Annotated in this window: 15 protein-coding genes; 2 read left to right on the top strand and 13 right to left on the bottom strand. The window is 32.5% G+C overall.

The features are described from left to right. Nucleotides 1–78 precede the first annotated feature (78 nt). The 5 genes from BT151_RS10420 to BT151_RS10400 form a co-directional block, all read right to left on the bottom strand. Nucleotides 79–1,887: an acyl-CoA dehydrogenase family protein gene (locus BT151_RS10420; protein WP_072401902.1), complete on the bottom strand. Its 1,809-nt coding sequence runs from the start codon at nucleotides 1,885–1,887 to the stop codon at nucleotides 79–81. 22 nt (nucleotides 1,888–1,909) lie between these two features. After that, entirely contained in the window at nucleotides 1,910–3,100 is a 1,191-nt protein-coding gene (locus BT151_RS10415) for an acetyl-CoA C-acyltransferase (protein WP_072401900.1), read from the bottom strand. Between the two features lie 4 nt (nucleotides 3,101–3,104). Beyond that, complete coding sequence (locus BT151_RS10410; protein ID WP_072401898.1) at nucleotides 3,105–5,513, bottom strand: 3-hydroxyacyl-CoA dehydrogenase/enoyl-CoA hydratase family protein; 2,409 nt, start codon at nucleotides 5,511–5,513, stop codon at nucleotides 3,105–3,107. A gap of 10 nt (nucleotides 5,514–5,523) precedes the next feature. After that, nucleotides 5,524–5,970 carry a MarR family winged helix-turn-helix transcriptional regulator gene (locus BT151_RS10405; RefSeq protein ID WP_072401896.1) on the bottom strand — a complete coding sequence of 149 codons (447 nt, stop codon included), beginning with the start codon at nucleotides 5,968–5,970 and terminating at the stop codon, nucleotides 5,524–5,526. 122 nt (nucleotides 5,971–6,092) lie between these two features. Further along, complete coding sequence (locus BT151_RS10400; protein WP_072401894.1) at nucleotides 6,093–7,865, bottom strand: AMP-dependent synthetase/ligase; 1,773 nt, start codon at nucleotides 7,863–7,865, stop codon at nucleotides 6,093–6,095. Nucleotides 7,866–8,084: 219 nt separating this feature from the next. Between BT151_RS10400 and ppdK the strand changes: the two genes are divergently transcribed. Further along, nucleotides 8,085–10,814: a pyruvate, phosphate dikinase gene (gene ppdK / locus BT151_RS10395; protein ID WP_072402637.1), complete on the top strand. Its 2,730-nt coding sequence runs from the start codon at nucleotides 8,085–8,087 to the stop codon at nucleotides 10,812–10,814. Between the two features lie 90 nt (nucleotides 10,815–10,904). On the opposite strand, the gene purL is transcribed toward ppdK, so the two are convergent. From purL to BT151_RS10380, 3 genes are all read right to left on the bottom strand, one after another. Then, nucleotides 10,905–14,585 (bottom strand): phosphoribosylformylglycinamidine synthase, encoded by a 3,681-nt coding sequence (purL, locus tag BT151_RS10390; protein ID WP_072401892.1) that lies wholly within the window; start codon nucleotides 14,583–14,585, stop codon nucleotides 10,905–10,907. 158 nt (nucleotides 14,586–14,743) lie between these two features. Next, a complete protein-coding gene (locus BT151_RS10385) occupies nucleotides 14,744–16,936 on the bottom strand; it encodes an endonuclease (protein ID WP_084647922.1) in 2,193 nt (730 codons plus the stop codon). A 6-nt stretch (nucleotides 16,937–16,942) separates the two neighbouring features. Further along, entirely contained in the window at nucleotides 16,943–18,154 is a 1,212-nt protein-coding gene (locus tag BT151_RS10380; RefSeq protein WP_072401888.1) for an RsmB/NOP family class I SAM-dependent RNA methyltransferase, read from the bottom strand. 170 nt (nucleotides 18,155–18,324) lie between these two features. Between BT151_RS10380 and BT151_RS10375 the strand changes: the two genes are divergently transcribed. After that, entirely contained in the window at nucleotides 18,325–19,275 is a 951-nt protein-coding gene (locus tag BT151_RS10375) for a WD40/YVTN/BNR-like repeat-containing protein (RefSeq protein ID WP_245794790.1), read from the top strand. Between the two features lie 30 nt (nucleotides 19,276–19,305). Here BT151_RS10375 and BT151_RS10370 read toward each other — a convergent pair whose 3' ends face one another. From BT151_RS10370 to BT151_RS10350, 5 genes are all read right to left on the bottom strand, one after another. Beyond that, nucleotides 19,306–19,752, bottom strand: a complete 447-nt coding sequence (locus BT151_RS10370; protein ID WP_072401885.1) for a hypothetical protein — start codon at nucleotides 19,750–19,752, stop codon at nucleotides 19,306–19,308. A gap of 9 nt (nucleotides 19,753–19,761) precedes the next feature. Continuing rightward, entirely contained in the window at nucleotides 19,762–20,256 is a 495-nt protein-coding gene (locus BT151_RS10365; protein WP_072401883.1) for a hypothetical protein, read from the bottom strand. 33 nt (nucleotides 20,257–20,289) lie between these two features. Next, a complete protein-coding gene (locus tag BT151_RS10360; RefSeq protein ID WP_072401881.1) occupies nucleotides 20,290–20,832 on the bottom strand; it encodes an RNA polymerase sigma factor in 543 nt (180 codons plus the stop codon). Nucleotides 20,833–21,125: 293 nt separating this feature from the next. Beyond that, nucleotides 21,126–22,952: an ABC transporter ATP-binding protein gene (locus tag BT151_RS10355; RefSeq protein ID WP_072401879.1), complete on the bottom strand. Its 1,827-nt coding sequence runs from the start codon at nucleotides 22,950–22,952 to the stop codon at nucleotides 21,126–21,128. Beyond that, nucleotides 22,952–24,682, bottom strand: coding sequence for a phospho-sugar mutase (locus tag BT151_RS10350; RefSeq protein WP_171946627.1), 1,731 nt, complete (start codon nucleotides 24,680–24,682; stop codon nucleotides 22,952–22,954). Before BT151_RS10350 ends, BT151_RS10355 begins: the two co-directional genes overlap by 1 nt. Nucleotides 24,683–24,733 lie beyond the last annotated feature (51 nt).

The following is a 24,733-nucleotide window of genomic DNA, read 5'->3' as shown; positions in this document are numbered from 1 at the left end:
ATAAAAAACGCTTCGAAATTTATTTCGAAGCGTTTCTAAAAATTGAGTTAGTCACTTTATATAATACGACTTATAATATTAAAAGCAGTATTTGTTTTCTGATTTTACTTTTTCTGCAATTTCGTTTCTTAAATCTACGATATCTGGATAGTTAGCGTATTTAGTAAAACGCTTAAGACCCATTAACATCATGCGTTGTTCGTCTCCTTCAGCAAAAGAAATAATACTTTCTTTTCCTTTTTCTTCTATAATATCAACGGCGTGATATAAATATAATTTTGCCATTGCTATTTGAACAGATTGTGCTTCTTCGCCAAAACGTTTTACACTTTTTTCTGTTCTTAAAATAGTAGACTCCGCCATATATATTTCAATTAATATATCTGCAGCAGCAATCAACAATTGTTGGTGCTTTTCTAGGTTTTGTCCATATTTTTGAACAGCTCCACCAGCAACCATTAAGAACGTCTTTTTAAGTTTCTTAATCATTTCTTTTTCTTCTGAAAATAATTCAGAATAATCAGGAGTATCAAATGAAGGAATACCCATTAATTCATTTTGAACTTCTTGAGCAGGTCCTAATAAATCTACATGACCTTTCATGGCTTTCTTAACTAACATACCAACTGAAAGCATTCTGTTAATTTCGTTTGTTCCTTCGTATATACGAGCAATACGAGCATCTCTCCAAGCTGCTTCCATAGGAGTTTCCTCAGAGAATCCCATACCACCAAAAATTTGGATTCCTTCATCTGCACAAGCTTGCACATCTTCTGAAACTGCTACTTTTAATATAGAACATTCTATAGCATATTCTTCTACACCTTTTAGTTCTGCTTCTTGGTGAGAATTACCTGCTGCAACTCTCATAGCAATTCTATCTTCTATGTTTTTAGCAGCTCTATAAGTTGCAGATTCGCCAGCGTATGCGTTAGTAGCCATTTCAGCTAATTTCACTTTAATAGCACCAAAATCTGAAATAGGCGTTTTAAATTGTTTACGTTCGTTAGCATAACTAACAGCAGTTGTTAAAATACGACGTTGAGAATCTAAACAAGCACCAGCTAATTTAATACGACCAACGTTAAGCGCATTCATGGCGATTTTAAAACCTTCACCACGACCAGCTAACATATTTTCTGCAGGAACAACAGTATCGTTAAAGAATACTTGACGTGTAGAAGAAGCACGAATACCTAATTTGTGTTCTTCCTCACCCATTGTAATTCCGTTTGGATTTGCAGAATCGTATTCTACTATAAATCCAGTAATATTTTTATCATCTTCAATACGAGCAAAAACAATCATTAAACGACAGAAACCTGCGTTTGAAATCCACATTTTTTGTCCGTTGATTTTATATGATTTTCCATCAGCTGATAATTCAGCAGTTGTTTTACCAGAGTTAGCATCAGAACCAGCACCTGGTTCTGTTAAACAATAAGAACCAAACCATTCTCCTGTAGCTAGTTGAGGAACGTATTTTTTCTTTTGTTCTTCAGTTCCGTATAAAGTAATTGGCATTGTTCCAATTCCTGTATGCGCTCCAAAAGCAGTACTAAAAGAACCAGTTCCACTAGAAATATAATCACAAGTTAATAGAGTAGAAACAAATCCCATTCCTAATCCACCATATTCTTCAGGAACAGCAACACCTAAAAATCCAAGTTCACCTGCTTTACGCATAGTTTCTTCAGTAAGTGCATAATCTTTTGCTTCAAATCTAGCTTTGTGAGGAATGATTTCACGATCATTAAATTCCATCACAGCTTCCTTCATCATTGTTTGCTCTTCAGAAAAATCTTCAGGAGTAAATATGTCTTCACAATTTGTTTCTTTTACAAGAAACTGACCTCCGCGTAAGATGTCTTTTTCAGTTGTTTCCATTTTAATTGTATTAAGTTCTTTTTTAGTTTAAAAATTCGAATATCCCACAAGCACCTTGACCTGTACCAACACACATGGTTACTGCTCCGTATTTACCTTTCATATCACGCTTACGCATTTCATCAAATAATTGAACAGAAAGTTTTGCTCCTGTACAACCTAGAGGATGACCAAGTGCAATGGCTCCACCATTTACATTGATAATGTCTGGGTTTAAGTTTAATTCACGAATAACGGCTAAGGATTGTGAAGCAAAAGCTTCATTTAATTCGATTAAACTTAAATCGTCTTGCTTTAATCCTGCTTGTTTTAATGCTTTTGGGATGGCTTTTACTGGGCCAATTCCCATAATGCGAGGCTCAACACCAGCAGCAGCATAGTTTACCATTCTAGCTATAGGTTGTAATCCTAATTCTTTAACCATATCTTCACTCATAACCATCACAAATGCAGCACCATCACTCATTTGTGATGAGTTACCAGCAGTAACACTACCACCAGCAGCGAATACTGCTCTTAGTTTTGCTAAGGCTTCTTTGCTCGTTCCAGCACGCGGGCCTTCATCTTTAGTTACTGTATAAGATTTTGTTGCTTTTTTTCCGTTGGCATCAATGTAAGTTTGTTCAACTTCTATTGGTACAATTTGATCTTGAAAACGATTTTCAGCTTGAGCTCGTAAGGCTTTCATGTGTGAATTATATGCAAATTCATCTTGGTCTTCACGAGATACGTTGAATTGTTTTGCAACAGCTTCAGCAGTATTTCCCATACCCCAATAATAATCTTCATGACCAGATTTTACAATATCGTAGTTTAGTTCTGGTTTAAAACCTGTCATTGGTACAGAACTCATGCTTTCTGCTCCACCTGCAATAATACAATCTGCCATTCCAGCTTGAATTTTTGCAGTAGCCATTCCAATAGTTTCAACTCCAGAAGAACAAAAACGGTTTACAGTAACCCCAGGAACATCAACAATATCTAATCCCATTAAAGAGATTAAACGTGCCATATTTAATCCTTGAGAACCTTCTGGCATCGCATTACCAACAATAACATCGTCAATACGTTTTGGATCTAATTCTGGCAATTCTTTCATCATATATTTGATGGTTTCTGCTGCCAATTCATCGGTTCTTTTAAAACGGAACACCCCTTTTGGAGCTTTACCAACTGCCGTTCTATATGCTTTTACTATATATGCTGTTTTCATTTTTCTAGTTTCTTAAAGGTTTTCCTTTGGTTAACATGTGTTGAATACGCTCTAAAGTTTTACGCTCTGTACATAAACTTAAAAAGGCTTCACGCTCTAAATCAAGTAAGTATTGCTCGCTTACTAAGGTTGGTTCAGATAAATCTCCACCAGACATAACGTAAGCTAATTTGTTAGCAATTTTCATATCATGTTCTGAAATGTATTTACTGTCTTTCATAGAGTCTGTTCCAACTAAAAACATTCCTAAGGCTTGTTTGCCAAGTACTTTAATATCTGTACGTTTAACAGGTTGTGTATAACCCATATCTGCCATTAGTTTGGCATGTTGTTTTGCAACAGCAATTTGTCTGTCTTTATTAACAACAACAATATCTTTTCCTTTTTGAAGAACACCCATATCAAAAGCTTCGTAAGCAGATGTTGCTACTTTTGCCATACCAATAGTTAAGAAGTATTCTTGTAATGTATTTAGCTCAACATCTCCTTTTTTGAAAGTATCTTGTGCTCTTAAAGCCATTTCTTTAGATCCACCTCCACCTGGGATAACACCTACACCAAACTCTACTAATCCAATATAAGTTTCAGCTGCTGCTACAACTTTATCGGCATGCATAGATAATTCACAACCACCACCTAAAGTCATACCATGAGGTGCTGAAACTGTTGGGATAGCAGAATAACGCATACGCATCATCGTGTCTTGGAAGTATTTAATAGCCATATTAAGCTCATCATACTCTTGTTCGGCAGCCATCATGAAAATCATTCCGATATTGGCACCAACTGAGAAATTAGCTCCTTGATTACCTACTACTAAACCTGCAAAATCTTTTTCAGCAATATCTATGGCTTTATTTAAACCAGCTAAAACATCTCCACCAATCGTGTTCATTTTAGATTGGAATTCTACATTAAGGATTCCATCTCCTAAATCTTCAACAACAACACCTGAGTTTTTAAATACTTCAGTTGTTTTTCTAATATTATCTAAAATGATAAAGCTATCTTGACCAGGTATTTTTTCTTGTGCTTTTTTAGGTATGTCGTAACTGTATGTTGCCCCATCTTTTACTGTGTAAAAAGAAGTGTTTCCTGAATCTAACATATCATTTACCCAAGCTGCTGGCTCTAAACCTTCAGCTTTCATCATTTCTATTCCTTTTTCAACACCAATGGCATCCCAAATTTGGAAAGGACCATGTTCCCAACCAAAACCAGCTTTCATAGCATCATCAATTTTATAAAGCTCATCTGTAATTTCTGGAATTCGATTTGAAACGTATGCGAATAATGCAGAGAAACTTTTACGATAAAATTCTCCTGCTTTATCTTTTCCTTTAATCAATACTTTAAAACGGTCTGCTACTTTATCAATAGTTTTTGTTAATTCTAAAGTTGCAAATTTTGCTCTTTTATTTGCTCTGTATTCTAGTGTATTTAAATCTAATGATAAAATATCTTTAGAGCCATCTGCTTTTCTTTCTAATTTATAGAAACCTTGACCTGTTTTACTTCCTAACCATTTATTTTCCATCATAGTGTTGATGAAATCTGGTAATTTAAAAAGTTCAAGACTTTCATCATTAGGACAGTTTTCTCTAATTCCATTTGCCACGTGAACTAAAGTATCTAGACCTACAACGTCTACCGTTCTAAAAGTTGCAGATTTTGGACGACCAATAACAGGACCAGATAATTTATCTACTTCTTCAATAGTTAAATCCATCTCTTTAACTGCGTGGAATAAACTCATAATACTGAAAATACCAATTCTATTTCCAATAAATGCAGGTGTATCTTTAGCAATAACAGACGTTTTTCCTAAGAATTTTTCGCCATATTCATTCAAGAATTCAAGAACAGAAGCATCTGTTTTAGGTCCAGGAATAATTTCGAATAATTTTAAGTAACGTGCAGGGTTAAAAAAGTGAGTTCCACAGAAATGTTTCTGGAAATCTTCACTTCGTCCTTCACTCATAAAGTGAATAGGAATACCAGAGGTATTTGATGTAATTAGGGTTCCTGGAGTTCTGTGTTTTTCTAGTTTTTCAAAAACGATTTTTTTGATATCTAGTCTTTCAACTACAACTTCCATGATCCAATCTACATCGGCTACTTTTGCAATATCGTCTTCAAGATTCCCTGTGGTGATTCTATTTACAAAGTTTTGATGGTAAATAGGAGAGGGTTTCGATTTTATTGAAGCTGTTAATGCATCGTTAACCAATCTGTTTCTTACAACTTTATCTTCTAAAGTTAAACCACTTGCTTTTTCTTTATCGTTAAGTTCTCTGGGTATAATGTCTAATAATAATACATCTACACCAATATTTGCAAAATGACATGCGATGCCACTTCCCATAATTCCAGAACCGATAATGGCTACTTTTTTAATTCTACGTTTGCTCATTTTATTTTAACTACTTATCTGTTTGGTTGTATATTTTTTTATTCAAAACCATATCATTTATGATTTCAGAAACTTCGAAAAAGTGTTTTAATTGTTCATCTGAAACATTGTCTTTAATTGTTTCATTAAAAGTGAGTACTTTTTCTTTTGAATAAGTCCTTTTTTCTCTACCAAAATCTGTTAGAGAAATAATAACACCACGACCATCATCAGGATTTGGATTTCGTTCTATTAAACCTTTTTTTTCCATAGTCTTTAATATTCTTGAAAGACTTGTGGCTTCCATTCCCATTTTTGGTCCTAAGGCTGTTGATGGTGTTCCTTTTTCAGGGTCAATACTTAATAAAGTAAAACCTGTGGCCATCGTACTTTCAAATTTAGCAGCCTCTTCATTGTACATTTTTTGAACCGTAAGCCACGTAGTTCTAAGTATATAATCGATGGTTTTATCTTTCATAAAATTTGATTGGTGAGTTCAAATATATGAAAAATTTATTATGCGTGCATAATAAATTTAAATAAAATATATTGATTCTATAGTAAACTAAAGTTTAGTAATAAGATTTTTAATAGTAACCCCTAAGGCCTATATATTTTTTCCACAAGATGATTGTACTTTTCTTTAATAACATCTCTTTTCATCTTAAGTGTAGGAGTAAGGTGCCCGGCATCAATAGACCATATTTCTGGAGTAAGTTCAAATCTTTTTATTTGCTCCCATTTACCAAACTTTTTATTGCATTTGTCTACTTCTTCTTGAATTCTAGATTTAACTTCTTCAGAATTTGAAATGTCTTCTAGTGAATTTCCTATGGAAAGTTTTTTTCTTTGAATCCATTCGTTTATAAACTCAAAATTTGGTTGTATTAGGGCAGCTGGCATTTTTTCGCCTTCGCCAATAACCATAATTTGTTCTATAAACCTTGATTGTTTTAAATCATTTTCTAGGAGCGTAGGAATAACATATTTCCCTCCAGAGGTTTTAAACATCTCTTTCTTACGTCCAGTAATTTTTAAAAATCCATCGGCATCAATTTCTCCTTTGTCGCCAGTGTGAAAATAATCATCTGTCATAACGCTTGCTGTTTTTTCATCATCTTTATAATAGCCTAACATTACGTTAGGTCCTTTTACAAGGATTTCACCATCATCAGCAATTTTTACTTCTACATTATCAATTGGCTTTCCTACAGATCCAACTTTAAACATTCTGTCATCATATTTTCCAACAGATATTACTGGGGAAGTTTCTGTTAAACCATAGCCTTCCATAACATGCATGCCTGCAGCACAAAAAATTCTAGTTAAACGAGGTTGTAAAGCGGCACTACCAGAAACCATTGTATATAATTGACTACCAAGTGCAGCTCGCCATTTACTAAAAACTAATTTGCTAGCTATACTTAATTTAAATTCGTACCAAGCTCCATTTTGCCCGTATGGTTCCCATTGTTCGCCTAAACCAACTGCCCAATGAAATAATATTTTTTTAATACCTGATAGTTCTTCGGCTTTGGCCATAATTTTATCATAGACTTTCTCAAGAAGCCTTGGTACGACACTCATTAAATTGGGGTTGATTTCTTTTGCGTTATCAGCAATTTTGTCAATCCCTTCTGCAAAATATATAGATGTACCAGCATATTGATAAACGTAAATAAGAACACGTTCAAAAATATGGCAGATAGGTAAAAAACTTAATACTCTGGTTTCATTGCCTTTTAAAGGAACTCTTGGAAAACTATCTAAAACATTACTAGTAATATTCCAGTGCGATAGCATAACGCCTTTAGGTTTTCCTGTGGTACCAGAAGTGTAAATAATAGTAGCTAAGTCATCAGATTTTACATCATCTTTACGGTTTTCAACTTCTGTTTGGTTACTTTCATCTTTACCTAGATTAAATAATTCAGAGTAGTGTTTACAGCCTTTAATATGATTAAATGAGTAGACTTCTTTTATTTTAGTGTTTTTCTTTACTTTGTTTACTTTTTCCAATACTTCTTCATCCGAAACAAAGCAATAAATAGCTTCGCTATGATTAAGTACATACTCATAATCTTCGGCACAAATAGTAGGATATATTGGAATATTTTGAGCTCCAATTTGCAACACTCCAATATCCATTATATTCCATTCGGTTCTATTTGTAGATGAAATAACAGCTATTTTATCGTCCTTTTTAACGCCTAATCTCAATAAAGCTCTACTAATACAATTAGCCTTGTTTATATACTCTTGAGTTGAGGTTTCAACCCATTTTCCATCATATTTTGTTACTAAGGCAGCTTTATTTGGTTTGTTTTCTAATTGGTAATAAGGAAAGTCAAAAAGTCTCTTTACTTCAGTCATTTGTTCTTCTATAAAATCTAGTGTCGCAAAGTATGAAAATAAAAGGGATTTTCAAATAAGGCTTAAAAAAAGGAGCATATTCTAATTATATTAATTTTTTTTTATGAATATGGCAATATAGTATCTGTAAATAAAAATAGAAATTATATGATTTAAGTCATTGAAATGAAATTTTTTAATGAATAATTTTACATGATAAGTTATACAAAATTTAATGTTATGGAGATGTTACAAGATGTTAAAAAAAGAGTATATAGATTTGGAAATAAAGCGACCGATGGCAATAGCAAAATGAAAAATCTATTAGGTGGTAAAGGTGCAAATTTAGCAGAAATGAGTTCTATAGGAATTCCAGTGCCACCGGGATTTACAATTACAACAGATGTTTGTACTGAATATAATTTATTAGGTCAAGAAACTGTAATAGAAATGATTAAAGAAGAGGTTGAAGAATCTATATCAAATATAGAATCTTTTATGGGGACTTCTTTTGGAGATAAAAACAATCCTTTATTGGTATCAGTTCGTTCGGGTGCTAGAGTTTCTATGCCTGGAATGATGGATACTGTTTTGAATTTAGGTATGAATGATGAGGTAGTTGAAGGATTAGCCAAAAAAACTAATAACGAACCATTTGCTTGGGATTCATATAGAAGATTTATTCAAATGTACGGTGGTGTAGTTTTAGGTATGAAACCAGCTTCAAAAGAAGATATTGATCCTTTTGAAGAAATTATGGAACACCTTAAGGAAAAAAGAGGAATTCATTTAGATACCGAATTTACCATTCAAGATTTAAAAGATTTGGTTTATGATTTTAAAGATACAGTTAAAAAAAGAACAGGTCATGATTTTCCAACAAACCCATGGGAGCAACTTTGGGGAGCTATTATAGCGGTATTTAATAGCTGGAATGGAGACAGAGCTGTTTACTATAGAAACATACATGGTTATCCCGCCAATTGGGGTACAGCTGTAAATGTGCAAGCTATGGTTTATGGTAATATGGGTGATAATTCTGGTACAGGAGTTTGTTTTACAAGGGATGCCGGTACCGGTGAAAATGTTTTTAATGGTGAATATTTAATTAATGCACAAGGGGAAGATGTTGTAGCAGGTGTTAGAACACCACAACAAATAACAAAATTAGGTTCAGAACGTTGGGCAGAACTAGCTAAAGTAGAAGAAGACGATAGAGCGGCAAATTACCCTTCTCTCCAAGAGTTAATGCCATCTATTTTTAAAGAACTTGATTATTATCAAGGTACTTTAGAAAAGCATTACCGAGATATGCAAGATATGGAGTTTACCATTCAAGACGGAAAGCTTTGGATATTGCAAACTAGAAATGGTAAGCGTACAGGAGCAGCCATGGTGAAGATAGCTGTGGATTTATTAAAAGAAAAAATGATTGATGAAAAAGAAGCGATTCTTTTATTAGAAGCTAATAAGCTAGATGAATTATTACATCCAATTTTCGACCCATCTGCACTTAAAAGATCTCATGTAATAGCTCAAGGCTTGCCAGCATCCCCAGGAGCTGCGACAGGTAAAATTGTATTTTTTGCAGATGAAGCCAATAAGTATAAAAATACTATTCTAGTTCGTATAGAAACTTCTCCTGAAGATTTAGAAGGTATGAATATAGCAAAAGGCATTTTAACTGCTCGCGGTGGTATGACGTCGCATGCGGCTGTTGTTGCCCGTGGCATGGGTAAATGCTGTATTTCAGGTGCAGGTGCGTTAAAAATAAACTATAAAAATAGAACTTTAACTGTAGATGACCATGAGTATCATGAAGGTGATTGGATTTCATTAAATGGTTCAACTGGTAATATTATAGAAGGAAAAGTAGCAACAATGGAACCAGAGTTAAGTGGTGAATTTGCAGAAGTTATGAAGCTTGCAGATAAATATGCTATTATGAAAGTGAGAACAAATGCCGATAGTCCAAAAGATGCTAAAGTAGCTCGTAGTTTTGGTGCTCAAGGTATTGGATTAACAAGAACAGAACATATGTTCTTTGAAGTTGATAGAATTAAAGCGATGCGTGAAATGATTTTAGCAGATACTGTAAAAGGAAGAAAACAAGCTTTAGAAGATTTATTACCAATGCAACGTGCAGATTTTGAGGGTATTTTTAAAGAAATGGAAGGTTTGTCAGTAACCATTCGTTTATTAGATCCACCATTACATGAATTTGTGCCTCATCAACTTGCTACTCAAAAAGAGTTGGCTGAAGATATGCATATCTCTTTACAAGCTGTTAAAAATAAAGTAGCTGAATTGGAAGAGTTTAATCCAATGTTGGGTCATAGAGGTTGTAGATTGGGTAATACCTATCCAGAGATTACAGAAATGCAAACTCGAGCTATTATTGAAGCAGCAATTAATTTAAAAGAAAGAGGTGTTGTTTGCAAACCAGAAATAATGGTGCCTCTAGTTGGAACGGTTAAAGAATTTGAAACTCAAGAGCAAATTATTAGAGCAACTGCCAACAAAATTTTTGAAGAACGAAATGATACTATTGAATTTTTAATAGGAACCATGATTGAAGTTCCAAGAGCTGCTTTAATGGCAGACTTAATTGCAGAAAAAGCTGATTTCTTCTCATTTGGTACAAACGATTTAACGCAAATGACTTTTGGATATTCTCGTGATGATGCGGGTAAATTTTTACCAATTTATTTAAAAAAAGGTATTTTAAAAGTAGATCCTTTTGAAGTATTAGATCAAGAAGGTGTTGGACAGTTAGTAAAAATGGGAACAGAAAGGGGTAGAAGTACAAAACCAAACCTAAAAGTAGGTATTTGTGGTGAACATGGTGGAGAACCAAGTTCTGTAGAGTTTTGTTATAAAACAGGAATGGATTACGTTAGCTGTTCACCTTATAGAGTGCCAATTGCTAGATTAGTATCTGCGCAAGCGGCTATAAAAGCAACCTTATAAAATTTTTCATTTTTTCATTTTTTTGAATTCAAAAACCCCGAAGTAAATATATTTACTTCGGGGTTTTATTATTAAATTTATTTAAGATTGTTATTTGTTGTTAAGCCAAAGTCTAGCATTTACAAAAGCCTCTAACCAAGGAGATACTTCATCTTTTCTGTCATCAGGATAATTAGCCCAATTCCATTGGAAAGTTGAACGTTCAATATGTGGCATAGTTACTAAATGACGCCCAGTTTTATCGCACATCATGGCTGTATTAAAATCTGATCCATTTGGGTTGTGTGGGTAACCTTCATAACCATATTTAGCAACGATATTGTATTGGTCTTCAGTGTAGGGTAAGTTAAATTTTCCTTCACCATGAGAAATCCATACACCTAAAGTACTTCCAGCTAATGTAGATAGCATTACAGAATTGTTTTCTTGAACTTTTACTGAAGTAAACCCACTTTCATGTTTATGTGAATCGTTATGAAGCATTTTACCATGAATTTCATGTTCTGGATTTATTTCTTCTAATTCCATAAATAATTGGCATCCATTACAAATTCCAACCGATAAAGTGTCTTCCCTTTTAAAGAAATTCTGTAAAGCGGTGTTGGCTTTTTCATTATATAAAAATGCTCCAGCCCAACCTTTTGCAGAGCCTAAAACGTCACTATTACTAAATCCACCAACAGCTCCAACAAACTGAATGTCTTCCAGCGTTTCACGACCAGAAATTAAATCGGTCATGTGTACATCTTTTACATCAAAACCCGCTAAATACATAGCATTCGCCATTTCTCGTTCAGAATTACTTCCTTTTTCACGAATAATAGCAGCTTTTGGTCTTGGTTTGCTTGTGTTAATTACTGGTAATTTTCCTGTAAAATGCTTAGGAAATGTATATTGAAGTGGTTGATTTTTATAATTATTAAAACGATCTTGTGCTAAACCATTTGCTGTTTGTTTTTGGTCTAGTAGGAAAGATGTTTTATACCAAACATCACGCATTTTAGCAATATCAAAACAGAAATTATCTTCATTGTTTTTGATGTTTAAAGTTGCAGTATTATTTACTGTTCCTATGTTAAAAAACTCAATATTATTCTCTAATAAAACAGCTTCTATTGAAGCATCACCTTGAAAAACAATTCCTGAATTTTCAGAGAATAAAACTTTTATGGAATCTTCTTCATTTAAAGCAGAAATATCAAAATCTGCACCTAAATTAATATCAGCAAAACACATTTCTAACAATGTGGTAATTAAACCACCAGAAGCCACATCATGTCCCGAAGAAATTTTATCGGTTTTAATTAAATTTTGAATGGTATTAAAAGTATTTTTTACAAAGGCTGAATTTTTTACATCTGGCGCTTCATTTCCAATGGTATTCAAAATTTGATTAAAAGAACTTCCTCCTAATTTATATTGATCTTGAGAGATATTAATATAGTAGATGTTTTCTCCATTTTGTTGTAAAACAGGTTCTACAACCTTAGAAATTTCATTGCAATTTCCCGCAGCAGAAATAATAACGGTTCCCGGAGAAATAACATCTTCATTTGGATATTTTTGCTTCATTGACAAGGAATCTTTTCCTGTAGGAACATTGATTCCTAAATCGATAGCAAATTCTGAAACCGCTTCAACAGCTTTATATAAACGTGCATCTTCACCTTCATTTTTACAAGGCCACATCCAGTTAGCTGATAGTGACACACTTTTTAAACCCTCTTTTAAAGGTGCCCAAATAATATTTGTAAGCGATTCTGAAATGGCATTTCTACTTCCGGCAGCAGGATTAATTAATCCTGAAATAGGTGCATGACCAATAGAAGTTGCAATACCTTCTTTTCCTTTATAATCTAAAGCCATAACGCCAACATTATTTAAAGGAATTTGTAAAGGTCCAACGCATTGTTGTTTTGCTACTTTACCTCCAACACAACGGTCTACTTTATTTGTTAACCAATCCTTACAAGCTACAGCTTCTAATTGTAAAACTTGCTCTAAATAGATTTGTAAATTCTTGGATTTATATCTTGAGTTTTTATAATTTCTTTCAATAGTTTTATCTGTTAAAACTGTTTTAGGAGAGCTGCCAAACATATCTTCCATCGCTAAATCCATGGGTTTATGTCCGTTAGTTTTAGACTCAAACGTAAAGCGGTCATCACCCGTAACCTCTCCAACAGTATACATTGGTGAACGTTCACGTTCTGCAATACGTTGTAAAGTATCAATATGTTTTTCTCCAATAACTAATCCCATACGTTCTTGAGATTCATTACCAATAATTTCTTTGTCTGAAAGTGTTGGGTCTCCAACAGGAAGAGCATCTAAATCTATTTTACCGCCAGTATCTTCAACGAGTTCAGATAAACAATTTAAGTGCCCGCCAGCACCATGATCGTGAATAGATACAATGAAATTCTCATTGCTTTCTACCATACCACGAATTGCATTGGCTGCACGTTTTTGCATTTCTGGGTTAGAACGTTGTACTGCATTTAATTCAATTCCCGAAGCAAATGCACCTGTATCAGCAGAAGATACGGCTGCACCACCCATTCCAATACGGTAATTTTCACCACCTAAAATAACTATTTTATCACCCTTTTTTGGTGTGTCTTTTAAAGCTTGCTCAATTTTACCATAACCAATACCTCCAGCTTGCATAATAACTTTGTCGAAACCAAGTTTTCTTGCTGCTGATGTACTTGAAGCTGAATTCTCATTATGTTCAAAAGTTAATACCGAACCGCAGATTAGCGGTTGTCCAAATTTGTTACCAAAATCTGATGCACCGTTAGAAGCTTTTATTAAAATATCCATTGGTGTTTGGTATAACCAATCTCTAGCTTCAAATTTTTGTTCCCAAGGTCTGTTTTCTTCTAAACGAGAATAAGAAGTCATATAAACTGCAGTTCCTGCTAATGGTAATGATCCTTTACCGCCAGCAAGTCTATCTCTAATTTCTCCTCCCGAACCTGTAGCAGCGCCATTAAAAGGCTCAACTGTAGTAGGAAAGTTATGGGTTTCTGCTTTAATCGAAATAACAGATTCAAAATCCTTTATTGTGTAAAAGTCAGGAACATCGGCACGCTGTGGTGCAAATTGTTCTACTTTTGGGCCTTCAATAAAAGCCACATTATCTTTATATGCTGAAACAATAGTATTTGGATGTGTTTCAGATGTTTTTCTAATTAATTTAAAAAGAGATGTCGGTTTTTCTTCGCCATCAATAATAAAAGTACCATTAAAGATTTTATGACGACAGTGTTCTGAGTTTACTTGTGAAAATCCAAACACTTCAGAGTCTGTTAATGGGCGACCAATTTTTTTAGAAACTCCTTCTAAGTAATCAACTTCTTCATCACTTAATGATAAACCTTCTTGTTTGTTATAAGTAGCAATATCTTCAATATTAAGAATTGGTTCAGGTTGAATATTTATGGTAAATGATTCTTGATTTAAACCTTTGGATTTCTCAGAAATCATAGGATCAAAATCTGTGAATTCTTCAGAGATTGCTTGAAATTCTTCAATTCTTATGATATTTGAAATCCCCATATTTTGAGTAATTTCAACAGCATTTGTGCTCCAAGGCGTTATCATTGCTTTTCTGGGACCAACAAAAAAAGCATCGAGAGATGCTTGTTCTATTTTTGGTTGGTTGCCAAATAACCATACTAATTTTGAGATGGTTTCAGTTGATAATTCTTTTGTTGTTTGAACAGCAAATACTTTACTGCTTACGTTTCCAAAGAAATGAATCATTAGGTCTTATGTTTGTTATGTTAAAGTAAAGCACAAATTTACTTTTTTTAAGTGTAAATTCATCTAAATATGACTTGGAAAATTTAGAGTTATTCAAGAGTTTTGAACATAAAAAAAGCGACTTAATTAAGTCGCTTTTTTTATGATGTCAATAAAATTTATTGAACTATTATTTTTTTAGTAATGCTTGATGAACCACTATCAATCTTTAAAAGGTAGATACCTTGTTTTAGATTATTTATTGTTAATTTTTGGTTTGTAATTTGTGGTGCATTGCTGTTATAAATTTCATTACCAATTATAGAGTATAATTTAACTTTGTCTATGCTTATATTATTAGGTACTTTTAATGTGATTTTACCAATATTAGTTGGATTAGGATATACTACGAAACTATTAAAAATGTTTTCTTTTATTCCTAAAGTAACAGTATGACTACCAATATCACTAAATGTGTTTCCAGCAAAGGAATCCCATTCACTTACAGTGTAAGTTGTATTAGGAGAAGTAATAGTGCTTTTTCTACGTAGCGTTACATCTGCTGCAAAATTTGAATTACCATTACCGAAGGTGCCTATTATATCAATTAAAACGCCGTTTTTAAATAAACCAATTGGGTCATTTCCGTTAAAGTTTATAGGAGAATTATAAGTATCTGGATTTGAATAAACCATATCTGCTTGGGCTATTAAGGTTGCATCTGCTGCATCTGCATTTATTATTACAAAAACGTCTCCAGGTACTATGTTTGTAACACTTCCACTTGCAAGATCTATTTCGTCAATCCATGCTCCACTACCATTTGATTGTTTTTTAATTGAGTAACCTACTAAACTTATAGTGCTGCTAGTTGCATTTACTATTTCTAAAGCTTTGTTATTTCCTCCAGCAGGCTCAATATATTCTGAGAAAAATAATTCTGAAACTCCATTAGAAGAACCATCTGTTGTTGTTGCATTTACCGAAGCACTTAACCCAGATTTATTATTAGCAGCATCTTTTGCTAAAACAGCAGCTGTATAATTAGTTGTTGGCGTTAATCCTGTAAAGGTATATGTTAAACTAGATGTAGTTGCTATATAAGTTCCATCTAAATAAGCTTCGTAACCAGTAACAGCAGTATTATCTGTTGATGCATTCCAGGTTATTGTAAAAGAAGAATCTGTTTCATTGCTAACAACTAAATTTATAGGTATTGAAGGCGCTTGTGAGTCTTGTAAAGTTGTAGCATTTACAGGTGTGCTTTCATCAGATTTATTGTTTACAAGATCTCTTGCAACAACAGTAATACTATACGTCGTATTTGAATTTAAATCTGAAATAGAAGCTGTAGTACTAGTAGTTGTTTGAGCAGTTAATACTCCATCTACATAAACATCATAACCAGTTACTTCAACATTATCTGTTGATGCTGTCCATGAAACATTAAATGAGGTAGTAGTGATACTATTTATACTAACATTAATTGGAACGGTTGGTGCCTCAGCATCACTGCTTGAGTAGATACCCCAAGTATCTTCAGCAGATTCTCCTCCCCAAATTCTAGTTGCTAAATAAGGGTTATCTACAAAAGGATTTCTGTTTCCCTGTGCATATGTTTCAGATCTACTTTCATGAAAAGTATTACGTTTTTTTTCAAAATCAGAAACTGGATCTTCAACATTCCATTTAAGAAAAAGGTCAATCATGTCGTCTGGAGTAAACTCATTAGTTCCAACTCCAACAGCAGTAGGAAGACACATATTTCCGTAACGCACATACATATACATTATTATTCTGGCAACATCGCCTTTCCATTCATCTCCTGGATACCAAGCGTTAGTATTTGGACCTCCTAATCCTTCAAATGTATCATTTGAGAAACCTGCATAACCAGAACCTGTTCCATATTTTCTGTTATTTCTTGTGGAATTTTCTTCACGATCTGCTGGTCTTAAGTTGAATGCATCTGTTCCCGGACCTGGATTTTCAGTACTAAGGTTAGGGTTAGCTAATGATTTAGCAAAAACATGTTCTCTATTCCAAACACCTTGTTGACCACTACCATTATCAGTTAAGTTTTTTTCGCGAAATCTGTCGTTTGTAGGATCAGAATCTCTACCATCTTCCCAACCATAAATAAGCAGGACTGTGTTATTATCTTGAGGGTTTTCATCTGTGGCCTTAGATGCTTCCCAAACACCAGGTGTATAGCTTAGCATATTTGTGTGGGTGTCAGTGATTTTTGTAGATAAGGCAGTTTTTAATTGTATGCCAGTTAATGTTAAATCAACATCTTGGTAATAGGCTTCTTGAGCAAAGGTTGCTGTAAAAGAAGTTAATAACAGTAGTAAAAGTAGTTTTTTCATCATATAATTTTATTTTCTTTCTAATAGCGCCATATAAAATCCATCAAAGCCAGATTTATGGGATAACACTTTTTTATCTTTTACAAATGTAAAATCTTTTCCGGATTCAGATGTTAAAAAAATGTCAATTTGTTTTTGGTTTTCAGAAGGTAATACCGAGCAAGTAGCATAAACTAATTGTCCACCAACTTTAACCATTTTGGAATATTGTTGTAAAATTTCTTGTTGTGTTTTTTTTATTTTTTCAATAAAATCTGGTTGTAATTTCCATTTTGCATCAGGATTTCTACGTAACACTCCAAAGCCAGAACAAGGTGCATCAATTAAAACGCGGTCTGCCTTATCATAAAGTTTTTTAATGACTTTAGTCGAATCAATAGTGCGATTTTCAATATTGTGAGCACCATTTCGTTTTGCACGACGTTTTAATTCATTTAATTTATTTTCATAAATATCTAAAGCAATAATTTGTCCTTTGTTTTCCATTAAGGATGCAATGTGTAGCGTTTTTCCTCCAGCACCTGCGCAAGTATCGATAACTCTCATGCCAGGTTGTACATTTAAAAATTCTGCAACTAATTGTGATGATGCATCTTGTACTTCAAAATATCCATTTTTAAAAGCTTCAGTAGAAAATACATTCGCGCGCTCTTTTAATTTTAAAGCGTTAGGATAGTCTTTTAAAAATTCGGTTTCAATATCTAAATCAAAAAGTTCGGCTTGTAGTTTTTCTTTAGTGGTTTTTAGAGTATTTACTCTTAAAATGACTTCAGCTTGTTCGTTTAAAGCTTCAATTTCTTTAGTCCAAACAGCTTTTCCTAATTCTTTTTCACCCAAAGTGTCCATCCAATCTGGAATAGATTCCTTAAATTTTCTAATTTTAGAAAGTTCATCAAAACGTCCTTTAATTTTACGTGTTGGTGTGCCTTCAAAATATTTCCAATCAGGTAGTTTAATACCTTTTAACGTTGCCCAAACGGCAAACATACGCCACAGGTTTTCTCTGTCAAAAGGTTCTTTAACTTCTGCTATTTCGGCATATAAACGTTTCCATCTAACAATATCGTAAGTGGTTTCAGCAACAAAACCTCTGTCACGAGCTCCCCAACGTTTGTCACGTTTTAAAAGTTGTTGAATTACTTTATCGGCATACTTTCCTTCATTAAAAATTAAAGTTAAACCATCAATAACCGCAAAGCATAAATTTCTGTGTAATCGCATGTAGTATAAATAAGGATGCAAAGTTACGTTAAATGCCACGAATTCACGAATGTTTTTATTATTTGAATGAATAGAATTATCTTTCTTGAAAATTCTTATTTATGAAACAGTTTTTTATGGCTTTTTGCAGTTTAGTTTTTTTGTGTTCCTGTGGAAAAAAGGAAACTTTTATGCCAAGAAATTTTGATAAAGTTGAAATTGAGACTTTAATACAAGATTCCTTATTGAATGTTAGAGCTATTGAACTTAACGATGAAATAGTTAACGGGTTTTCTTCGGTAGGAAAAAAATATACGATTTTTCACCAAGATAATGACACACTATTCAAATTAGAAACTATAGGAGAAGGTAATATTCGCTCATCGGCATTGATTAGTGGTATTGATTTTAGTTTATCCATAGGAAGTCCTGCTAAATTATATAAAGGAGGAATGTTAGTCTACCAAGAAGACCACCCAAAAGCTTTTTACGACTCCATGGATTTTTGGAATGATGAAGAAGGTATTGCTATAGGAGATTCAACAGATGATTGTTTGAGTGTTATTATAACGCGAGATGGAGGAGAGACCTGGAGAAAATTACCCTGTGATAATCTGCCAAAAGGAACTGAAAACGAAGGTGCTTTTGCTGCAAGCGATACCAATATTGCTATTGTTGGTGATAATACTTGGGTTGCAACTACTGCAGGGTGTGTTTATTATTCGCCAGATAAAGGAGATACTTGGGAGGTTTTTAATACACCAATAATTAAAGAAGAAGATACACAAGGTATTTATTCTATTGATTTTTACGATGAATTAAATGGTTTTGCCATTGGTGGAGATTATACTAAGCCAGATGATAACGCTGCAAATAAAATTAAAACGACTGATGGTGGCAAGACTTGGCAATTAGTTGCAGAAAATCAAAATCCTGGTTATAGAAGCTGCGTACAATACATTCCAAATAGAAAAGGTAAGGAGTTAGTTGCAATAGGTTTTAAAGGTATAGATTACAGCAATGATTCTGGTGAATCGTGGAAACATTTAAGCGGTGAAGGATTTTACACCATTAGGTTTTTAAATGATAGTATTGCTTATGCTGCTGGAGCTGGAAGAATATCAAAACTTACCTTTAGATAATAAAAAAGGAGCTATTTAGCTCCTTTTTTATTATGGTTTTTTACCATCGTGTTTCATTTTTTTCCACTGCTCAAAGAGCTTATGTTTAAAATCCTCTTCGGCTATCTTGAGTAGAATTATTTTTTTTGGAGAAATAATTTTTTTAAGTTTCTTGTTTAATATAACATCCTCTTCATGTAATTTATTTTCTGCTGTAGCTATTTGGTTTAAAAGCTCAGTCGATCTTTCGTCAGAAAGTGTATCTATATTTTCTTTTATTTCGTAACGAATTTTTTTAAGGTCTTCATGTTTAATTTGATTTGTGATATCATCATAAGCATTATAAACAGGCCAAAATTGTTGTGCTTCTTCTTGGGTTAATTCTAGTCTTTCTGTTAAAAAAGATACTTTTAGAGCTTTAATTTTATCTTTTTTACTTTGGGAAAAAGTATTAAAAGAGATAAATAATACTAATATGGGGATTATATATTTTTTCATCTTTTTGTTTTATTCAATAATATCGTCAATATCTAAATTATTTAGCAAATAGGTTTCAACATTTTCTTCATTAAGATTATAAGTAATAAAATTTTCTTCTTTTAAATCTTCATCAGATAATAATGATGCTATTTCGTAAGAGCTTATATCTTCATTTATCATATAGTTTTCAACGGTTTCAGTATCCAATTTGTTCCAATCTAAATCTTTATTAAAAATGGAAAGGTTAAATAATAATAAAACTGCTGCTGCAATACTAGAAACGTAGACCAAAGTTCTTTTATTAAATAATGAAATAACTTTTGGAGTTTCATTATCTGAAATTTGATTCATAACACGACTTTCGAAAGTATCAAAATAACTTTCGGGTATTTTAAAACCAGAATTATTGATGCTTTCTTTAAGTTTTATTTCACTTAAAATAGCATCTTCAAGATTATTAAAATAATCTTGAGGTGTTTTAAAACCGGTTTTATTAATGTTATGTATTCTATTTTTTTGCATCTTATTTATAAGACTCTTTTTTTTAATAAAGGTTTAATTTTTAGTTAAATATGATTCAATTTTTTTTACAGCCAAATGATATGAAGCTTTTAATGCGCCTTCACTAGTTCCTAATATATCGGACATGTCTGAGTATTTTATATTTTCAAAATATTTCATGTTAAATACTAACTGTTGTTTTTCTGGCAATGTTGCAATGGCTTGTTGTAACTTAAGTTGTATGGCATCACCTTCAAAATAAACATCTGAAGCTAAATTGTTTATTGCTAATTGGTGAACGTCATCATTGCTAACTTGTAATTGTTTTGCTCTATTATTAATAAATGTGATCGCTTCATTAGTTGCGATTCTATACATCCAAGAAAACAATTTACTATCACCTTTAAAGTTATGAATATTCTTAAAAATTTTTATAAAAGTGTTTTGAAGCACATCATCAGCATCATCATGCGACTTAACTATATTACGAATATGCCAATATAAACGCTCTTTGTAAAGCTTTAGTAGAGCTTTAAAGGCTTCATTTTTATGGGTTTCGGATTTTAATTGTTCTAACAGTTGTACTTCGTCTGTCACAAAAATTGTTTAATACTTAGACTTATAAATATACTAAAAGTTTAAGGGATTTTTTTTAGTTTTTTAATGATTTGAATAAATGCTTGATATACAGTTTATTGAATATTATTTTATCGATTAAGTGTATTTAAAATACGATTAAATACATTTTTTCTTGTGCAGTATGTTTTTATGATATATTTTTGTACCGAAACCTACTTATGTTGTTAGTCTTCCCCAAGTCTAACATAAACAAAAAAGGATAGAAGCCCAAGTCTCTATCCTTTTTTATATTTTATACAGTAGGTGTTTCTTTATTCAAAACTTTGCATGTCTACGAGTTTTTTATAAACACCGTTTTTAGTAATAAGATCATTGTGTTTTCCTTGTTCAACAATTTCACCTTTATTAAGTACTACTATTTCATCAGCATTTTGAATAGTTGATAATCTGTGCGCAATAACAATAGATGTTCTGTTTTTCATCATGTTCTCTAAAGCAACTTGTACTAAACGTTCACTTTCGGTATCTAATGCAGAGGTTGCTTCATCTAAAATCATAATAGGGGGACTTTTTAAAACAGCACGTGCAATACTTAAACGTTGTTTTTGTCCGCCAGAAAGTTTGTTTCCAGAATCACCAATATTAGTTTCTATAGTGTTAGGCAAATCCTTAACAAATTCCCATGCATTGGCTACTTTTAAAGCTTCAATAACGTCTTCATCTGTTGCTTTTTCGCTACCAAGTTTTATGTTATTTTTAATACTGTCATTAAATAAAATAGCATCTTGTGTAACAATTCCTAATTGATTACGTAATGAAGCTGTTGCTAAATCACGAATGTCTATTCCGTCAATTAAAATACTTCCTTTATTTACATCATAAAAACGTGTGATTAGGTTTGCAATGGTAGATTTACCACTACCAGATTGACCTACAAATGCTACTTTTTCTCCTTTTGGTATGATTAATGAGAAATCTTTTAAAACATAATCATTTTCATATTTAAATGAAATGTTTTTGAATTCTATTTCAGAATCAAAAGTATTTTTGGTTATAGCGTTTTCTTTATCCTTTAAAGGATTGTCGGTATCAATAATTTCTTGAATACGTTCTGCAGCCGCATTTCCTTGTTTGATATTATAAAGCCCTCTAGAAATAGCCTTTGCTGGAACCATAATATTATATGCTAACCCCATATAGGCTATAAAAGAACTGCCATCAAGTGATTTATCTACAAGGACTAATTGACCACCATACCACAGTAAAATAGAAATGACTAAAATTCCTAAAAATTCACTTGTTGGTGATGCCAAGTTTTGGCGATTTAAAAGCTTGTTTGAAAAGTTATAAAAACGATTTGAAGATTCTCTAAATTTATTGTCAAATTTTTCTTCAGCATTAAAACCTTTTATAATTCTTAAGCCCGTTAAGGTTTCTTCTAAAGTAGATAATATAACACCTTGTTCTTTTTGTACACGATCAGATTTTCTTTTTAAGCTTTTTCCTATTCTAGATATTATTAAACCGGATAAAGGGATAAAAATAAATACAAATAGAGTGAGTTTAGCACTGATGATTAGCATCATAAGTATGGTAATGATAATCATTAAAGGTTCTCTTGCAATAAGTTCTAAAACGGGTAGCATCGAGTATTGAAGTGTAGAAACATCATTTGTTACACGAGCCATGATATCTCCTTTCTTTTGTTCAGAAAAATAAGATAGTGGTAATTCAACAGTTTTTTTGTAAACAGCATTTCTTAAATCTCGAACCACTCCATTTCTTAAAAATACCATGAAGTAATTTGCTAAATACCCAAATATGTTTTTTAATAAAAATAATGATATTATAAGGCTAACGACTAGTAATAATGCTTTTTGAGGATCGTTTTCTGCAAATAAATTAACTTGATAAGCCAGATAGTCTTTGTAAAAGTCTTTTAAGTTTGAAATGCCAGTATAAACAGGTTTTACAATTGAGGCTACTTTATCTTTTTCGAATAAAATATCGAGCATTGGTATTAATGCAACAAAAGATAATGCACCAAATAAAGCAAAAAACACATTAGATATAATGTGTCCTATGGCATAACTTTTATAAGGTTTTGCGTACCTTAAAATATTTAAAAAGTGGTTCATTAAATTAGATTCATATCTTTTAAAATAGCATCAGCTTTATCATCAAGTTGAGTTTCAATATTTTTAAAATCTTCAACAGATTTTAAAGCTGTATTTACACTAACATAAAATTTTATTTTTGGCTCAGTTCCACTTGGTCTCAAGGCTACTTGGCTACCATCTTCTGTATAATAAATTAATACATTAGATTTTGGAACATCAATAGTGTTTTCTTTCCCAGTAAGTAAGTGTTTTGTTTTAGAAGATTGATAATCTTCAATTTTAACCACTTTAGAGTTGTTAATTACAGTAAATGGATTTTCGCGAGCATCAATCATCATTTGCTTAATTTCTTGTGCGCCTTCAATTCCTTTTTTAGTAATTGAAACTAATTTTTCTTTGTAGCAACCGTGTTCAAGATAAAGTTTGATAAGTTCATTGTAAAATGAGCTACCAGTCGATTTTGAAATAGCTGCAATTTCGCATGCTAAAAGGGTAGAGGTAACAGCATCCTTATCGCGAACAAAATCTCCAACCATAAAACCAAAACTTTCTTCACCACCACCAATAAAATCCAATTCTGGGAAATCATGGATAAGTTTTGCAATCCATTTAAAACCAGTTAAAACAATTTTACTATCAACACCATAAGCATTTGCTAATTTTGTTAGCATAGGCGTAGATACTATAGTAGATGCAATAAATTCTTTTCCTTTAATTTTATCTTCTGCTTTCCATTGTTTTAATAAGAAATCTGTCATCATTAACATGGTTTGATTTCCGTTTAAAAGTTGTAATTCATTTTCAGAATTACGAACGGCAACACCTAATCTATCACAATCTGGATCGGTTCCTATAACAATATCAGCATTTACTTTTTCAGCTAATTCTAAAGCCATTTTTAAAGCAGCTGGTTCTTCTGGATTTGGTGATTTAACTGTTGGAAAGTCACCATTTGGTACCTCTTGTTCTTTTACAATATGAACATTTTTATAACCAGCACGTTTTAATGTTTCAGGAACAGCTGTAATTGAAGTTCCGTGAAGTGATGTAAAAACAATTGTTAAATTATCTTTTGCAGTTTGAGTTGCGCCAACACTACCATTTTTAACAGAAGCATCAATAAAAACATTGTCTACATCTTTGCCTATGTAATGAATTAAACTGTTATTAGATTCAAACTTAATGTCGCTATATTTTAAGGCATTTATCATATTTACAACCGCATCATCATGCGGAGGCACTAATTGTCCGCCATCTTGCCAATATACTTTGTAACCATTATATTCTGGTGGATTATGAGATGCAGTTAAAACAATACCACAGTGGCAATTTAAATGTTTTACTGCGAATGATAATTCTGGAGTTGGTCTTAAATCTTCAAATAAGTATACTTCTATACCATTTGCAGAAAAGACATCGGCAACTACTTTTGCAAGCGTTTTACTATTATGTCTACAATCGTAAGCAATAACCGCTTTAGGTGTTTCATTTGGAAAAGATTTATGTAAATAATCACTTAAACCTTGTGTGCTTTTTCCAAGTGTATATTTATTTATTCTATTGGTTCCAACACCCATTACGCCACGCATACCACCTGTACCAAATTCTAAGTCTTTATAAAAACTTTCTTGAATATCTTTTGGGTTGTTAGCAATGCTTTCTTTGATTGTATTTTGTGTGTCTTCATCAAAAACAGATGTCAACCAGGAGTTTATTCTATCTAAAATTTTTGGTTCTATGTGTATCATAATGCTTTATTAGAAATATGTTTCAAAAGTAAACAATTGAGAAAGAATAAT

Source organism: Flaviramulus basaltis, from assembly GCF_900114265.1.
GTDB lineage: Bacteria > Bacteroidota > Bacteroidia > Flavobacteriales > Flavobacteriaceae > Flaviramulus > Flaviramulus basaltis.
This window is presented reverse-complemented; position numbering and strand designations above follow the sequence as displayed.

Coding starts and splice junctions, on each gene's coding strand:
- BT151_RS10420 (WP_072401902.1), bottom strand. CDS start 1,887: ATGGAAACAACTGAAAAAGACATCTTACGCGGAGGTCAGTTTCTTGTA.
- BT151_RS10415 (WP_072401900.1), bottom strand. CDS start 3,100: ATGAAAACAGCATATATAGTAAAAGCATATAGAACGGCAGTTGGTAAA.
- BT151_RS10410 (WP_072401898.1), bottom strand. CDS start 5,513: ATGAGCAAACGTAGAATTAAAAAAGTAGCCATTATCGGTTCTGGAATT.
- BT151_RS10405 (WP_072401896.1), bottom strand. CDS start 5,970: ATGAAAGATAAAACCATCGATTATATACTTAGAACTACGTGGCTTACG.
- BT151_RS10400 (WP_072401894.1), bottom strand. CDS start 7,865: ATGACTGAAGTAAAGAGACTTTTTGACTTTCCTTATTACCAATTAGAA.
- ppdK (WP_072402637.1), top strand. CDS start 8,085: ATGGAGATGTTACAAGATGTTAAAAAAAGAGTATATAGATTTGGAAAT.
- purL (WP_072401892.1), bottom strand. CDS start 14,585: ATGATTCATTTCTTTGGAAACGTAAGCAGTAAAGTATTTGCTGTTCAA.
- BT151_RS10385 (WP_084647922.1), bottom strand. CDS start 16,936: ATGATGAAAAAACTACTTTTACTACTGTTATTAACTTCTTTTACAGCA.
- BT151_RS10380 (WP_072401888.1), bottom strand. CDS start 18,154: ATGCGATTACACAGAAATTTATGCTTTGCGGTTATTGATGGTTTAACT.
- BT151_RS10375 (WP_245794790.1), top strand. CDS start 18,325: ATGCCAAGAAATTTTGATAAAGTTGAAATTGAGACTTTAATACAAGAT.
- BT151_RS10370 (WP_072401885.1), bottom strand. CDS start 19,752: ATGAAAAAATATATAATCCCCATATTAGTATTATTTATCTCTTTTAAT.
- BT151_RS10365 (WP_072401883.1), bottom strand. CDS start 20,256: ATGCAAAAAAATAGAATACATAACATTAATAAAACCGGTTTTAAAACA.
- BT151_RS10355 (WP_072401879.1), bottom strand. CDS start 22,952: ATGAACCACTTTTTAAATATTTTAAGGTACGCAAAACCTTATAAAAGT.
- BT151_RS10350 (WP_171946627.1), bottom strand. CDS start 24,682: ATGATACACATAGAACCAAAAATTTTAGATAGAATAAACTCCTGGTTG.